We start from the raw sequence: 16,614 nt of genomic DNA on the forward strand, positions 1-16,614 counted from the left end.
CGGGGAGAGATCTTAATAAATTGGAATCAGTAAAAATATAAAAACACTCAAAAACAAAAAGCGGATGGAGATCTTATGACCTACCCATCCGCTAATCTTTTTATAGACCATTTTAAGCCTACTTTTTCAGTGCCCTCAGATTTTCTTGTGTGGCTTATATGGTGGAAAAAAATACGACTGCTTTACAGGTAAGAAATATATTTAACCGCAAAGGCCACAAAGTTTTACGCAGAGTTCACAGAGCAAACTATGCTATTAAAAGAGGACACAAAGCCAGAATTATATTGACTTAAATGGCTTATATGGTTAAAACAAATAATACACCTGCTTTACCAGGCAAGAAATATATTTAACCACAAAGGCCACAAAGCCTGGTTTACACTTTCTTATTTAACTTATATGGTGAAAAAATAATACGCCAATATTTTTGTATTCGATTCCTGTTAATACATTAAAATACTTGTTTCTTAACGGTTCGTTGTGGATGGTCATTATTCAAACTTTTGACTTTCTACTTTTAACTTTCTACTCCTTATCGTTTCTATCGTAGCTCAATAACCAGTGATTTCCGAATTTATCCGTCAGGTTACCAAAAAGGCTCCCCCAAAAACTTTCTACAACCGGATGTGTAGCTTTCCCCCCTATCGAAAGTTTTTCATAGTAACGCCTTACTTCATCAGCAGTGCTACAATTGAGCATCATTGACACTGCATTCCCTCTTACCAGTCCTTCGTCATCCACTAAATCAGTGCCCATAATCTGGAAACCATCTTTTACCAATACGCCATGAAGAATGTAATTGCCAATCTGTTCTGGCATATGCTGTGCCATCGGCGATTCGCCAATGGTTTGTAAATGGAGTTCACCTCCTAAACAATCGCGGTAAAAAGTCATGGCTTCCCGGCAGTTCCCATTAAAGGTTAAGTAGGTATTAATATTTACAGCCATCAAATTACTTTTAAATCTCTCCAACCAGACATTACAAAATTAAACGGCTAAACAGGAAGCACGGTTGTGCAGAAGCGACAATAGAAGGGGTTGTTTACGACAAAGCACAGTGCTATATTTGTGTAGATGGGTAAGCCCGTCCTGACCTTAATCTGCTTAGATGAAACACGTATCTATATTAGTTCCGGAAACTGCGGTAATAGAAGCCATAGCCGACCCTCGATATCTTTTTACAGCTGTAAATGAGTTTTTGCAAGCTAGTGGCAAGTTCCCCCTCTTCAAAGTAGAATTAGTAGGAATGACTAAGGAAGTCAGGTTAAACAATAATCTTTTTTCCGTTCATGCCGATAAATTATTAGAAGAAGTGGCGCAAACCGATCTGATCTTCGTTCCTGCCATTAGCGGAAATATGGATTATGCCCTGGAAATGAATAAGAAAATGTTACCCTGGATTGTAAAGCATCATGCTAAAGGTTCGGAGGTAGCATCGCTTTGCATGGGTGCTTTCCTCTTAGCTTCTACAGGCTTGCTTAAAGGAAAGAAATGCTCTACCCATTGGTTATTTGCCGCACAATTTAGGGCCTTATTTCCGGATGTTGAATTGGTAGATGGAAGCATTATTACCGATGCGCAGGGAATATACTCTAGTGGTGGAGCCAATTCTTATTGGAACCTGCTCTTATATCTGGTAGAAAAATATACCGATAGGGATACTGCCATTTTAGCCGCCAAGTATTTTGCCATTGATATTGACCGCGAAAGCCAGCTTGCCTTTATGATGTTTCAGGGGCAGAAAGGACACGAGGATGAAAAAATCAAGCAAGCCCAGGAATTTATCGACCTCAACTACCAGGAGAAAATCACCGTAGATCAGCTGGCAGATAAATTGGCATTGGGCCGACGGAGTTTTGAGCGGAGATTTAAACAGGCCACCAAAAATACTGTGATCGAATATATTCAAAGGGTTAAAATTGAGGCTGCCAAACGCAGTTTTGAGTCCAGCCGAAAGAATATTACCGAGGTTATGTTCGATGTGGGCTATACCGATACCAAATCTTTTAGGGATGTTTTTAAGAAAATAACCGGCTTAACCCCTATCGAATATCGAAACAAGTACCACAAGGAGGTTCCGGTATTGATGGCTTAATAATAAAAAAGAATAAAAAAATCACCCCCTACACAATAAAGCTTAAAAATATCGTTTATATATACGAGAGCGTTAATTTAGATGACGGGGACACTGCTTAGGCGGCGTCTCCGTTTCTTTTTTTACAGCCATTCTGAACAAAGAAAAAGGGATACTTATCAAATAAAGCATCCCTTTTAATCTATGATGGGGTTAAGAATTTTATTTTTTAAATCCCTCGAAATCTACAGGCTGTTTTTCCTCAAATGGAGGGAAATTTACCTTTTTAGGTTTGAGAAGGAAATACAAACCCAAGCCCATTAAAATCAAAGGAAAGGTTATTTTAGAAAGGTGAAAATCAAATAAAGAAATGTCTTTCAGGGTAAAAACGCCTCCGATAATCACCATGGCAATCCAGCTTCCGCTTTTAAAATCACTGCGGTATCCAAACCATAATCCAATAGCGAGCAAAATGGTATGCCAGCTGAATATCCAGTGTGGCAAATCAAAACCAGTGTTTCTAAGTAATAAAATTGAGCCGATTGCTATAATTGCAACACCTAAACCTAGTTTTTTATCCGAGTAGTATTTTTTGATTAGATTTTCCATGACCGTTTGTTTTTATATTCAAATGTACCATGAATAGGAAGGCGAGAGAATGACTATTCCATCAATATCTTGGAATCATCGGTGAGTGAGATAAAACTGTCGGTAAAAATATTGACGTATTTTAACTGGTAGATAAACTATCGGTGAAATTCGGCAAAGTCATTAAAATACTAGTCGAAGATAATTATGTGGTTCCCCTGGCTCATCATTACTTTGCTGGTTAATCCAATAAATAATCCATGTGCCAATAAACCATCTATCTGGTTTAATGACTGAGCCAACACCGCTGGTGCTGCAATTAATCCGAAATCAGCATCAATAATGTAATTTCCATTATCGGTAATGAAAGCTTTGCCATTAGTTTCCCTCAATTTACCCTTTCCACCCAATAGAGCAATTTGATCGAAAACATATTGGTAAGCCAAAGGGATAACTTCTACAGGCACGGTAAAAGCGCCAAGCTGTTTTACTTTCTTAGAGGTATCTGTTATGACAATAGCATTTTTGCTTAGGGATGCGATAATCTTCTCTCTGAACAATGCTCCCCCACCTCCCTTAATCAGGTTAAGGTCTTCGGTAAATTCATCCGCACCATCAATGCTGATATCTAATGAACTTACATGGCCGAGATCAAGGATCTCAATGCCATAAGATTGAGCTAACTCGGCTGTTTTTAGAGAACTGGCTACGGCCTTAATCTTTAATCCAGCCTTCACTCTTTCACCAATCTCTTTGATGGCGAATGTAGCTGTAGACCCCGTTCCTAAACCTACAAAATCCCCATCCTTTACAAAGGCTACTGCCGCGCGGGCAGCAGCTAATTTCTCTGCATCCTGTTCGTTTTTATCGATTGGCTTCATAGCAGTAAAAATAATAAACTTATTGAAAAGTAAGTCAATATGCGCCTGACTTGGAGCGAAGCGGAAAGGTAAGCAGTAAATTTATTTCAGCATCTTTAACTATATTCCTAAAATAAATTTTACCACCAACACAATATTTCCTTTTTATCACGTTTATATATACGAGAGCGTTAATTTAGATGATGGGGATTCTGCGATAGTGGAATCCCCATTTCTTTTTTCGCCTGAAATCAAAATGCTTTTTAAGCTCATCATCTACAAACACGCCTGACTTTGTTACAAGATATACCCAAATTTGCCCTGACTTTGTTACAAAACTTGCTTTGAATATTGTCCCGTAGTCTTTCTACTTCCCCATAAAAAAGCCCTGAATTACTTCAGGGCCCCAATCATTTTTTTCTAAAACCTTCCTATTAAACTCAACCCATAAGTTTTAGGGTTTCCTAGGTGCGCTGCACCAAAATCGTAGGCATAATCAACATAGGTTTTGTTGGCGAGGTTTCTTCCCCAAAAAAACAAATCAAATGCTTTTGCCGAGAAGCCTACTTTGGCATTGTAAATATTATAGCCTTTTTGCTGAATCTCATTACTTAAATCATAAAATTGATTTCCGATGAAAGACCATTCTCCTCGTGCGATAACATTGAGCTTTGCGCGAGAATCTATCTCATAAGCATATTGTAAGGCTAGCATAGAAGTCATCTCAGGCGTGTAAATCTGCTTGTTTCCGCTTAAATCGACCATGGTGCCACCTTTTGACAGATTTAATGATTTGTACTTAGCATCGGTATACCCCAGATTGTAATCCATACTCAATCCTTTCACCGGTTTTGCTGAAAGTTCTAAATCAAATCCCTTGCTGGTTAATTTTCCAGCATTACGAGTGGTAGTAAGGGCATCTGGTAGTATTAAAATAGGAATCTGTGCATCTGTTACCTGAATATAAAATGCAGCAAGATTCACACTCAAACGTTGATTAAAGAAAGTGTTTTTACTGCCCAGCTCTATATTGTTGCTGTATTCTGGTTTGTAAGCATCCAATGGTTTTACACTCGGATCGGAGGCCAATTGAGTGATGCCTCCAGCTCTATACCCTCTGCTATAAGAGACATAAATTTGGTTATCTGAAGCAAGCAAGTAACTTAAGCTTAGTTTTGGAGAAACAGCATGAAAGTTGGCTTTAGCCGAAGTATCTCCTTGCGTAACGATTGGATCCATTCCCGGAATCAAATATTCTCCCGAAGCCAGTAGCTTTTTATGTTCATAATCATATCTTAATCCTGCAGTTGCGTTTAACTGATCTGTTAACTGATAGGAAAGCTGACCAAATGCCGCCAAACCTGCGCCCTTACCCGAGTTGATATTTACGGCAGTAGTAAAAGGTTCAGCCCCCATTATTGCCCCATCAGCACCAAAATAAGTGCCCTGCTTTACCGGATTACGCTGGTAAAAACCATACAAGCCACCCAACCACTTTAATCTTGATGCACTGGTAGCCGATGAGCTAAATTTGATTTCCTGGGTATATACCTCCACTTTGTTCCAATCCTTGCCATAATCATTCACGATGGCTACCGCATCTAAGGGTGAGAAATCACCGTCAATAGGTTGTTTATAATACCTGTAATTAGATTGATAGGCTGTTTGTGAGCTGAAATTAAAATCTTCAGCAGCATAATTGGCAGATAAAGAGGCATTAAATAAATTATCAACCATCTCTGTTGTGGCATTCTGGTTCAATTTAAAAGGGTTTGCCAAAGCCTCATCTACAGAACCTGCTAAAGGAAAAGTTCCGTTGTTTCTGTTTTCGTTGTGCTTAACATTTAAGGTTAATGCAAATTTAGAGGAGGCTAAGAATTTCAGATAGTAATTGCCTAAATAACCATGAAGCTTATCAAATTTAGTATTGTTAAATTCATTGGTGTAAAAACCATTTTGCTTATTGTACAATCCTGCCGCACCAAAAAATAGCTTGTTTTTGATAAGAGGAGTTCTAATCCCTGCACTGTACCGCTGCTGACCATAATTTCCGATATCTACACCAGCAAAACCATTAGTGGCATTGGTTGGCTGTTTGGTAATGATATTGATTACCCCACCCATCGCATTTCGCCCATAGAGTGTTCCCTGTGGACCACGGAGTACTTCAATACGCTCCACATCAAATAATGAGGCGATGTAGGTATCTAGCCCAAATTGATTTACCCCATCAATATAGGTAGCCACTGCCGGATCATATGAGGTAGTACCAATCCCCCTGATGGAGGTAACATTTCTCCCATCACCAGGATTACTGCTGTATAAATTCGGTACAATGGCCGAAAGATCTCTGGTATTTTGGATGCGATAATCGCTTATCTTAGCCGCTGATAATACGGTGATGCTTGCCGGAATTCCCTGAACTTTCTCTTCGATCTTCTGAGCAGATACCGTTATTTCATCCAGCTTTGTATCATTCCCCTCCAGTACTACTTCTAAAAACTGGCCATTTATAGTTTTAACTGTACTGGCATAACCAAGTGCAGTAAATTTAACATTAAGTTTTCCGCTTGGTACTTTTTCGAATTCAAATGTTCCATCTGCTTTACTTACCACACTTAAATTGGTATTTAATACCTGTATAGTTACCTGTCCAATGGGCTCACGTTTATTATTTTTAATCGTTCCAGAAAGGCTATTTTGCTGTGCATTCGCTGCAAAGCAGGTTAGTAAAAATATGCTTACTAACGATAAAATTTTATTCATCTTCTTACTACTGGTTTTAAAATAAAACGTTGGGCATTCTGCTCCTATACATGGGTAACGGCTGTCCTTCGACGAGCTCAGGATGACAGCTATTTTCTTATGATATAAGTAAAAGCAATTGTCAGTCTGAGCCCGTCGAAGATTATATTCTCTCAACCGTTTAAAAAATGATTACTTCAAGGTATTGATCCATGCGGCAATTTTGTAAGCCTCAGCCTTAGTAACCTGCGGCATCGGAGGCATCTCCGTTGAATAACCAGGCCAGTTTTGTGGCTGTGGATTGTGAATCAACTTGAAGATTTTCTCCGCACTGTAATTTCTTTTGGCAATTTCTACAAACGGAGGGCCAATCTGTTTCTTGGTGGTGTTGTGACAAGCCAGGCAAGTGTTTTTAGTTAATAGGCCCTCTACTTCTTTATAAGTTGGCGCTTTGGTGCTCACCGCAGTTGTTTTAGCAGGAATAGCTTTAGTTTCTGCTTTCTTAGCCGGAGTGGTTACTTTCTTTGCAGGCGTTGAGGGAACAGCAGCCTCAGAATTCCTGGTACTTACCTCATTCGTAGAAAGCTTAGCACCATCTGGAATTTGATTTAAAGTATAATACGCCACTGGATGAATTAATGAATAAAATCCTTCCTTCGATCTGATTCCATCTAAAGTAAGCGTATGGATATAATATTGACGAAGATTCTGAACAATGATTCTGGCTTTTAAACCGTCTGCGGATACCTTAACACCAGCAATTTTTAACTTCTCGGTATTTACCGGAGGCGAGCCATAAACCGGATGATATTTGTAAATGAAGCTCTCTGCATGGTAAGAGGCTAAATCCTCAGCAGATTTCCGATCAACAGGCATAGTGAATTCTACTTCAAAACCATCTGGCATAGCCTTAACCGTTTTCATTTCGAATGGCATTTTGTTGTTGTAAACCAACCTTTCTAAACCTTCATTCGCATCACCAGCTGAGCCCCAACCACGATTAGTTTCACCAACAAATAATGATCCATCTGTTCCCCAGGCCATTCTGAGTACACCCGAACGGAAACCCTGACGGAACATAAAAGCAGCACCTTGTTCTTGTCCCTTTACCGTTTCCAGGAAAACCCTCGAGATAATACTCATCCCCTGGTCGCCTACTAAAATTTGTCCGGCAAACGGTCCAAAGGTATTTTCAGGAATTTTGATAGGTTCTGATGAGGAGATCCCCAAAATACCATAAGGTAACCAGGCAGAAGGCAAACGAAGTTCAGGGAAATCTTTTTTCATTTCAAAGAGCGTTTTGAAAGTTTCATTTACCCTATTTTCTGGCTTGATGTAACGTCCTTCCTCATTTTTAATCCGGCGTTCATCCATTTTAGAATAAAAGAAATCAGATTGCAGTTTTACAGGAGAATCAGATCTTCCTGTCCACCTCAAGCTGGCAGGATGCCCCATAAAATCTCCTTTATTCACTTTCCAGATTCCGCCAGATCCTACCCAATCGCCTTGATTTTCGGTGAAATAGAATTGTCCGTCAATAGAGCCAATTCCGGCAGGCGAACGAAAACCTGCTGCATAAGGTGTCATTTTTCCTTCTTCGGTAATGTTCATGGCCCAACCCCTCATTGGTACACGACTTTCTGCCCTCCACCATTCTTCATCTCCGAAGGCTACGTTACCCGTTACCATAAAGGTACCATCAGGCATTAATACCGGACCGAAACTATACTCGTGATAATGACCGCTTAAAGGCCAGGCATAAATTGTTTCATAAACATCTGCCTTGCCGTCCATGTCTTTATCTACCAGTTTGGTGAGTTCGCCACGTTGTGCCACATAGATTGCTCCGTTTTTATAGGCTATACCTAATATTTCGTGCAAACCATAGGCAAACTTCTTAAAATATGGACGGGTACTGGTAGGATTTTCTACGATATATACTTCTCCCCTACGGGTAGATACGGCTAAATTCCCGTTGGGAAGGGTAACCAAGCCACCCACCTCTAATATGGGCCCTTCGGGTACCCTAACTTTATTTATTTTAAAGAAATCCTCTTCTTTGGGGGTTTCCTGAGCATTAAGAACAGTAAAACTGAAGCTCAATGCCAACATTGCAAGTGTTTTAAATGTATGTTTCATGATCAATCAGTTTTTAAAATAATAGCGAATAACTCAACTTATTTCCAATTGGAGCTACCAGCTGTTTTTGGCCGTCTACCGAGCGGATAACCGGTTTATTTGAGCCTTCAGCGAGTTGCAGGTAGTAAGATTTATCACCAATCAGATATAAGCCCTTGCCTAAATCTTCTATATTTTCTGACTGCGCCAATAGAAAGTACAAATCCGAAGCACCTTTTTCCAAGATAATATCCCGGGTCAATCCCTTTCCATTTTCCATTATTTTAACCGCATCGGTCACCTTGTTTCCATAAATTTCATATTTAAACTCTGGGCGCTCCTGACTATCCATTACATATCCTTTGGGTTTAAAACCAGTTCCGGTAGTATCTGCCATCCAGTTAGCCTGGTTATTGGCCAATTTCGAAATGGCTAAAACGTTTTTTTGGGTAAAGCGGGTTACACTTCCCAGGGGGCGTGATGTTCCATTTCCACGGCCATCCCACATTGGAGTAGCATCAATAAAGCCACCATGCCAGCCGTGTAATAGTGTTCCGTTATCTAAATCATAGCTAAAGGCTACTTTCTCAGGTCCGCCTACCGAAATGGCGTGTACCGAACGTACATTGCGAACCACATCTACAAAACTGCGGATCATGGTATTGGCTGGTGCATCAATATAAATAGGATCGGCTCCCGAACCTTGATTAGATTTAGGAATCTCAGATAAAGCAGTAATCTGGATATTTTTAAAAGCCACAGTTCCGTGGTCGCCTTGTAAACGCAGTGGTCCTTTTGCCTTTTCTGCTGATGCAGCTCCCCGGGTTGCTCCAAAGAGCTCTACATTTTCATGAATGGTAACTCCATTTAATTCAATGCTTATAAATTTGGCATTCTGAATTTTCTTTCCTGTACCATCAAACTTTGGTGCCTGAAAAATGATTTTGATATGCTGCCACAATCCCGGAGCCTTGCTTACGTTTTGACGTGGAGCTATTCCACCAAAACCTTTATCTCCTTCAGGCTTCGAATCGTCCCAACGCTCATAAATTCCACCGTTATTGGCTGAAGTAGCATTTTTTAATCCCCAGGCATCATCAATCTGGATTTCATAGTTTCCTTGCAGGTAAATCCCGGAATTGGTGCCTTTCGCGGTTAAATAGTCCAATTCAACAGCTACATCGCCATATTCTGCGGTTGTAAATAGGTCTTCGCCATGTTTTTTGGCAGATGACTGGTTGAGCAGTACGCCTGTTCCTTTATTATTTTTAAGTGTATTTTCGGCATTTAGGTCGGCAAAAACGTTCTCTACTATAGTCCAGGAATTGGATGGTGTTTTAAATGCAGAGAGGTCGTTAAGCGCTATGCGCTGGCCGAAAGACAGGAAAGCTGAACAAAGCAATAAAGCTGTTCCTCCCGCCTTTAAGACGTTGGTTTTCATATTTGGTTGGTTCTTTAACCAGCCTTAGTTAGGGGCCGGTAATTTTAATTAAAAAGAGGCTGTATCATCAGTTCGATTGTCATCTTAAGTAGTTCATCATGAGCATTTCAGATGTCATCCTGAGCTTGTCAAAGGATTAATTCTATGATACAGCCTCTGTCATTTATTTTTCTGTAGACAATGAATAAGGGAAATCAGCAGGATTTGACCCTCTGGTTTTATTCGGTGTTGCACTCATATTGAAGTTCAATACCGCTCCTTTTTGCAAGCCACTGTGGCTGATCCAGTTTTTAGAATAAGGCTTACCGTTCATCTGCAGTGATTGAACATAACGATTGTTATCGCTATTGGCAGCTGCATTAATGTTTACCGTTTTACCATTTTCTAATGTGATGGTTACCTTTTTAAATAAAGGTGCGCCCAAAACATATTGATCTGTCGCTGGCGTTACCGGATAGAATCCCATGGCAGAGAAAACATACCAGGCAGAAGTTTGTCCGTTATCTTCATCACCACAATAACCATCTGGCGTAGCTTTATACATGCGGTTCATGGTTTCTCTTACCCAATATTGCGTTTTGTAAGGTGCACCACCATAGTTGTATAAATAAATCATGTGCTGAATGGGTTGGTTACCGTGTGCATACTGCCCCATATTGGCAATTTGCATTTCCCTGATTTCATGGATTACACCACCATAAGCACTCTCATCGAATACCGGAGGCATAGAGAACACAGAATCTAATTTGGTTACAAATTGCTCATGCCCGCCCATTAATTTGGCTAATCCGTCTACATCCTGGAAAACAGACCAGGTATAATGCCAGCTGTTACCTTCGGTGAAAGCTCCACCCCACTTAAATGGACTGAATGGGCTCTGGAAAGTACCATCTTCATTTTTTCCACGCATTAAGCCAGAAGCCGGATCGAACAAGTTTTTATAGTTCATAGACCTTTGCTTGTAAATATCAATCTCTGAAGCAGGTTTACCCAATGCTCTTCCCAATTGGTAGATCGTGAAATCATCATAAGCATACTCTAAGGTTTTTGCTGCATTCTCATTCTTTTTAACATCGAAAGGAACATAACCTAATTTGTTGTAATATTTTACACCATCACGGCCTACAGCCTCCATTGGACCTTCGTTGTTAGCACCATGTTTTAAAGCTTCCCATAAAGTTTGAATATCATAACCTCTTAAGCCTTTAATGTAAGCATCAGCTACTACAGAAGCAGAGTTATTACCTACCATAATGTTGGCATATCCAGGGCTGCTCCATTCAGGCAACCATCCTCCTTCTTTATAGTCGTTAATCAAACCTTGCTGCATTTCTTTGTTAATAGATGGATATACTAAGTTTAAGAAAGGATATAATGCACGGAAAGTATCCCAGAAACCAGTTCCAGCAAACATATAACCTGGCAATACCTGACCATTGTAAGGGCTCCAGTGTACAATTTGATTTTGAGCATCTACCTCATACAATTTATTCGGGAAGAATAAAGTACGGTATAAGCAAGAATAGAAAGTACGGGTTTGATCTATTGTTCCGCCCTCAACAGCAATGCGGCTTAATGTTTTGTTCCAAATGGCTCTTCCTTTTGCTTTTGTAGCATCGAAACCGTCGGTACCAACTTCTCTCTTTAAGTTTAACTCTGCTTGCTCAAAACTGATGAATGAAGAAGCTACCCTTGCAGTAACCTGCTCACCTTTAGCTGTTTTGAAACCGATAACTGCACCTGAATGATCGCTTTCCAGTTCAAGTTCTTTTTCTTTCAGTTCTTTTCCACTCCAGGTTTTTGCCAATTGAAAATCCTTGTTGAAATAGATAACGAAGTAATTTTTGAAGTTTTTTGGCAATGGACCACGGGCATATTTGGTAGTATAACCGATAATTTTGCGTTCGGCAGGAATAATTTTAATGTATGATCCCTTATTTTGCGCATCTACAACCACATAAGAACTATCTGTTTTAGGGAAAGTGAACCTGAATTGCGCTGCTCTTTCTGTAGGGGTAATTTCTGTGGTTACATCTGCATCTGCTAAATAAACGCTATAATAGTAGGGCTTAGAAACCTCTGCTTTATGGCTAAACCAACTTGCTCTCTCATCATCCGTAAATTTCAATTTTCCGGTAACGGGCATAATGGCAAAAGCACCGTAATCGTTCATCCATGGAGAAGGCTGATGGGTTTGTTTAAAACCACGGATTTTATCCGCATCGTAAACGTAAGCCCAGCCGTCGCCCATCTTACCGGTTTGCGGCGACCACATATTCATCCCCCATGGAAGTCCAATAGCGGGATAAGTATTTCCATTAGATAAACTAGGCTTAGATTGCGTGCCCATTAAAGGGTTGATCCAATCTACGGGATCCGTAATCTTACCTACGGTTTGAGCAAAACTGGTAGAAGCAGCCAGGCTCAAAAAGGCGATAAAAAGTTTTTTCATTTTAATGTGTTTCAGTTTATGTGTGTTTTTTGATTAAATTAAAGGTTGGGTTGCTGAACATAATCTGCCCAAAGCCCATCAAGATCCTTACCGGTGAGTTTAGACCAGATATCTTTGGTATAAGTATGTTCTCTTAAAGATTCATCAACTGCCTTGATGGTGCCGGCTTTGACGTATTTTTCTATCCAGGCGAAAAAGCGTGCAGTAATGCGGTAACTATTTTTATAAGTATGTTCTGGCTTTAAATCTGGCAGGTTCCATTTTGCCCCGGCGTTATCCACACCAAATTTATATCTGGCGTAATCGGCAATGCCTTCAGTTAACCAGCCCGGACCAACGCTTCTGCCGTAATCCTGAACAATATGCATCACTTCATGAGTAACCACATCAATATCTTCCGGATGTTTTTCCATCCAAATTGAACTATACGTTACTTTTCCATTGGCTGTAGCGGCAACCCCCTTATAAGCGGTATCTACAAAAAAGGTAACACTTTTATCCGTACCGGGATTATATTCCTTGGCAAGCTTTGGATAAACTTCAAAAAAGGTTTTGATCAGGCGCTTCTTCAACTGTGGATCCAAAGCTGTAAAATTACTTTCGAAAGTTAATTTATATCCATTTTTTTTGATGATTTCCTGCGCTGCAACAGGCTTAGATTCAATTATGGCAAGCAAGGCCAAAAGGGATAAAAAAAATATTTTTTTCATGTTTGATTGATTTCCGGCTTTGGTTAGTTTATTCTTTTGCAAAATAAAAATAATTATGTAAAACGTTTTAGTAAATCAGATATTTTTTTCATAACATTTTTGTTTTACAATAAACAAGCTACTCATTGCCAATTATTTGCTATTGTATTTTAGCTCTACCACGGGGTTTTTACTGTAATCTTCCCACAACTGATCAATGGTTTTTCCGGTTAGGTTTACCCAGGATTGTTCGGTATACTGATGTGCCCTTAACTGGCTATCTAAATTAGCAATAAGTCCTGGTTTTACGTATTGTTCTAACCAGGCAAAGAACCTTGCGGTAATGCGGTAGCTATTTTTGTAACTCTGTTTCTCGCTATAATTGGGTAAACTCCATTTAGATCCCACATTATCAACACCATATTTATAACGTACATAATCGGCAATCCCTTCGGTTAACCAAACCGGACCAGCGCTATAGCCATAGCCTTGTACAATGTGCATCGTTTCATGAGTAACCACATCAATATCAGTTGGATGCGCCTTGAGGTATCCGGCACTGAAAAGGATTCTGTTTCCACTGGCCTCGGCTACTGCTTTATAGGCTGTATCTACTACGAAAAGTACATCGTGGGTAGATTTATCATTAAAGGTTTTCACTAGTGTGGGATAAATCTCAAAGTAAGTATCAATTAATTTTTTCCTCACAGCAAGATCTAAGCCTGGGTCCTTACTGATAAAGGTTAAAGAATAACCACCTTTCTTATCTACGCTGTAACTATTCCAGTTCTTCTTAAATGCTTCAAAAAGTGCTTTTTCAATTTTCTTTTGAGATTTGTTTTCAGCCCATTTTCTATTCACCTTAATCTCTCCTTCCTTACCGGCGATAGCTGGAATTTCATTAGCAAATTCCAAAGTCACCTGCCTTTTAGTACGGTATCCGTCTGCCTGCGCAAATGTTGGATAAACTTTAAAAAAAGCCGATTTAAGCTTCTCATTTAAAGCCATATGCGATGAACTATCCGGATCATTAATGGTAATTTGATAGGATCTTTGTGCAAAAGCACCCATTGAAAGCATCAACAGGGCTAAGAGTGTAGTTTGTTTAATCATTGTATATCTGGTTTTTTATTTTGAAGGATTTCTGGAATAAGGAAAATAGCGCATGCTAAAAATAACATGCGCTAATTCCATTATAAAAGACTTAAGTACAGCTTGTCTTTAAGGCCTGTTGCCCGTAAAAGTTAAAGTATCTGTTGCAGATCTGGTAGCAGGGCTTGTACCCCATTTAAAGGATAGGTAAAAAGTTTTCGTAACCGGATCATAACGGTTATCATAAGCTGGATCATTTTGCAGTGTAGCATTCGCTGAACTGGTCATGGTTACTTTATTGGTTGCAGGATCTACATTAATCCTTAAACCATCAATACCCGCAACATCGCCACCATTTGACCATACCTGACTAAAATCTACCACTTTAGCACCATTAGTAATCAAATTTTTGCTCAAGCCAGAGAAATTACCAGTTAAAACAGGGTCGCCTTCTCTAAAAACATACCCTTTAAAACTATAAACTCCATCATATTTATTTCTAACTGCGACTTTAATCACAACTGAAGCAAAATTTTTGCTAATCACCTCTCCAGAAGCATCGGTAATGGTTACCGGAAGTCCGTAGCTGATATCTGGATCGAGTGCGCCACTTACAAATTTAACCGGCACCTGTACTCTTCTCTGTCCTGCAGGAATGACAATTGAGCTTGGCATGCTGAAAGCGGCAGATGGAACAATGGTTAACGGAGCACCCGAGTGTGCGGCATTATAATTGGCTATCACAGCTGGATTAACGCCCAAAGTCACTTTAATATCATTTGTTTTGATGGTAGAAGCGGCGTAGTTAATGTAAAATACATACTCGTTCGGAGCCTCTTTTTGGATCAAAGAAGTAGACAGGGAATTCACACTTCCATCTCCCATTGGCGAACCTACCGGAATTTCCACCACCGGTACAGTACTTGAAAAATCAGGTTGTTCATTTTTATTTTTCAAACAAGCAGTTAAAACCGTTACGCTTAGCATAAGGGCTACTCCTTTCAGTATATTTTCTTTTTTCATCTTTTTCGAATTTCAATTTAACTATTGTACATCCCAGAAAATCCTGGAAGTAAACTGGTTAATGGTACCCTGCGCAATTACATTTGCAGCATTTGTATTATACTCGCGTTGCGGATAAAGCATCCTTACCGGAATTTTCCTGGTAGTTACTGTAGAGGCAATAGAGATTGGCATATCAGCAGGCAGCTCTAGTCGTCTGTAATCTGTCCAGGGCTCAATATCATTAGTTCCGTTCATGGCGGCCCACTTTTGCTTAATGATTAAAGCCATTTTATCTGCATTGGCATCCCAATTGGCTACCGATTGATCGGTTAAGTAGGTATCGGCTTCTGCTGCAGTTAATCCTAAATAAAGGAAATTAGCCTTCACTGCCGCCTCATAATAAGCTCTTGCATCACCTGCTATCCAGCCTCGTTGTGCAGCTTCTGCCTGGATAAACAAACTCTCAAAATCAGTCATGATGGGTTGATCCTGATCAAATGATTTTAAAACGCCTTCTCCAATACTCGATACCGTACTGATGGTTTGATCGAAGTTAACTTCCTGCCCCCATACTAAACTTACGTAGGTGCTTCCGGCTCCATCGTTGATGGTGTTATAAAACTTACCCAATCTTGGATCATTGTTGTTCTTGAGGAAATCCATGCCGTATGTACTGGCCAACATGTAGCCATGGCTGGCCGTACGCGTTCCGTCTACCCCATAACCATAAACCGACCAAAATGGATTTTGCTTTCCAGTGGTATTTAAATATCCTGGATTGTTGAACATACCGCCATCAGTTTCGATATAACCAAATCCATTTGCACTAATCTTGGCAATCTCTGCTTTGATATACGCCTCTCTTCCCGGCATTTCCGATTGGCGAAGCAATATTCTCAGCTTTAAGGTATTGGCGAATTCTCCCCACTTCTGTAAATCGCCATGTGCATAAATATCAGCCGCAGCATCGGCAGGTGCAACCGTTGCTGTTTTGAACAGGTTTGTTGCAGTATCCAGTTGTTTAACTAAATCTTCGTAAATATCCTGTGCTTTATCATATTTCGGATTCAGGAAGTTGACAGATTGATTGGCCTGTGTATAGGGAACGTTACCGTAAAAATCTACTAAATACTGATAATCCCAGGCTTTCATGGTTTTCGCTACGCCTACAAAAAAGGTCTGGCCAGAAGCTTTACTTTGTTTTTCCAAATACGCATAATCGGTTAAGTTATCATAAATATTGGCCCAAAGCGTGGTAGAGCCACTCCAGTTCGTGGTAAAATTGTATGACCTCTCTTCATACCATCCCGAAACACCACCTGGGGTCATCCAATAGTTCATCCACAGGGCTGCAAAGCTATAAAAGATAGAACTGCCTGTGGTGGAAGCAGCTGTGTTATTAAGTGCTCCTGTTAAAATCAATGCTGGTTTTACAGCTGTCGGACTGTTTGGATTTTCGTTAATATCCAAATATCCTTTCTTACAAGCACCTAGTGAAAACACCAACGCTGCAAGTATATATATCAATTTCTTTTTCATGTCTTTCATTT

Annotated in this window: 12 protein-coding genes; 1 reads left to right on the forward strand and 11 read right to left on the reverse strand. The window is 39.9% G+C overall.

All coding sequences use genetic code 11. The features are described from left to right. Positions 1-525: 525 nt before the first annotated feature. Positions 526-948, reverse strand: a complete 423-nt coding sequence (locus BMX11_RS12510) for a VOC family protein (RefSeq protein ID WP_090884766.1) — start codon at positions 946-948, stop codon at positions 526-528. Between the two features lie 160 nt (positions 949-1,108). Here BMX11_RS12510 and BMX11_RS12515 point away from each other — a divergent pair, with 160 nt between their 5' ends. After that, positions 1,109-2,095: a GlxA family transcriptional regulator gene (locus BMX11_RS12515; protein WP_090884768.1), complete on the forward strand. Its 987-nt coding sequence runs from the start codon at positions 1,109-1,111 to the stop codon at positions 2,093-2,095. Between the two features lie 201 nt (positions 2,096-2,296). Here the strand turns inward: BMX11_RS12515 and BMX11_RS12520 are convergent, their stop codons facing one another. The 10 genes from BMX11_RS12520 to BMX11_RS12565 form a co-directional block, all read right to left on the reverse strand. Then, positions 2,297-2,683 carry a LiaF transmembrane domain-containing protein gene (locus tag BMX11_RS12520; RefSeq protein WP_090884770.1) on the reverse strand — a complete coding sequence of 129 codons (387 nt, stop codon included), beginning with the start codon at positions 2,681-2,683 and terminating at the stop codon, positions 2,297-2,299. A 170-nt stretch (positions 2,684-2,853) separates the two neighbouring features. Then, positions 2,854-3,543, reverse strand: coding sequence for a ribose-5-phosphate isomerase RpiA (gene rpiA / locus BMX11_RS12525; protein WP_090884772.1), 690 nt, complete (start codon positions 3,541-3,543; stop codon positions 2,854-2,856). Between the two features lie 399 nt (positions 3,544-3,942). Continuing rightward, positions 3,943-6,288, reverse strand: coding sequence for a TonB-dependent receptor (locus BMX11_RS12530; RefSeq protein WP_090884774.1), 2,346 nt, complete (start codon positions 6,286-6,288; stop codon positions 3,943-3,945). A gap of 171 nt (positions 6,289-6,459) precedes the next feature. Beyond that, positions 6,460-8,406 carry a c-type cytochrome gene (locus BMX11_RS12535; protein ID WP_090884776.1) on the reverse strand — a complete coding sequence of 649 codons (1,947 nt, stop codon included), beginning with the start codon at positions 8,404-8,406 and terminating at the stop codon, positions 6,460-6,462. A gap of 13 nt (positions 8,407-8,419) precedes the next feature. Further along, positions 8,420-9,826: a 3-keto-disaccharide hydrolase gene (locus tag BMX11_RS12540; RefSeq protein WP_090884780.1), complete on the reverse strand. Its 1,407-nt coding sequence runs from the start codon at positions 9,824-9,826 to the stop codon at positions 8,420-8,422. A 163-nt stretch (positions 9,827-9,989) separates the two neighbouring features. Beyond that, positions 9,990-12,278, reverse strand: coding sequence for a GH92 family glycosyl hydrolase (locus BMX11_RS12545; protein ID WP_090884782.1), 2,289 nt, complete (start codon positions 12,276-12,278; stop codon positions 9,990-9,992). A gap of 38 nt (positions 12,279-12,316) precedes the next feature. Further along, on the reverse strand, positions 12,317-12,988 hold the full coding sequence (locus BMX11_RS12550) for a basic secretory protein-like protein (protein WP_090884984.1): 672 nt from the start codon (positions 12,986-12,988) through the stop codon (positions 12,317-12,319). A gap of 132 nt (positions 12,989-13,120) precedes the next feature. Then, on the reverse strand, positions 13,121-14,080 hold the full coding sequence (locus BMX11_RS12555; RefSeq protein WP_090884784.1) for a basic secretory protein-like protein: 960 nt from the start codon (positions 14,078-14,080) through the stop codon (positions 13,121-13,123). A gap of 108 nt (positions 14,081-14,188) precedes the next feature. Beyond that, complete coding sequence (locus tag BMX11_RS12560) at positions 14,189-15,082, reverse strand: DUF1735 domain-containing protein (RefSeq protein ID WP_090884786.1); 894 nt, start codon at positions 15,080-15,082, stop codon at positions 14,189-14,191. A gap of 21 nt (positions 15,083-15,103) precedes the next feature. Next, positions 15,104-16,603: a SusD/RagB family nutrient-binding outer membrane lipoprotein gene (locus BMX11_RS12565; protein WP_175474553.1), complete on the reverse strand. Its 1,500-nt coding sequence runs from the start codon at positions 16,601-16,603 to the stop codon at positions 15,104-15,106. Between the last annotated feature and the right edge of the window lie 11 nt (positions 16,604-16,614).

Origin of the sequence: Pedobacter rhizosphaerae (assembly GCF_900111155.1) — a bacterium.
GTDB lineage: Bacteria > Bacteroidota > Bacteroidia > Sphingobacteriales > Sphingobacteriaceae > Pedobacter > Pedobacter rhizosphaerae.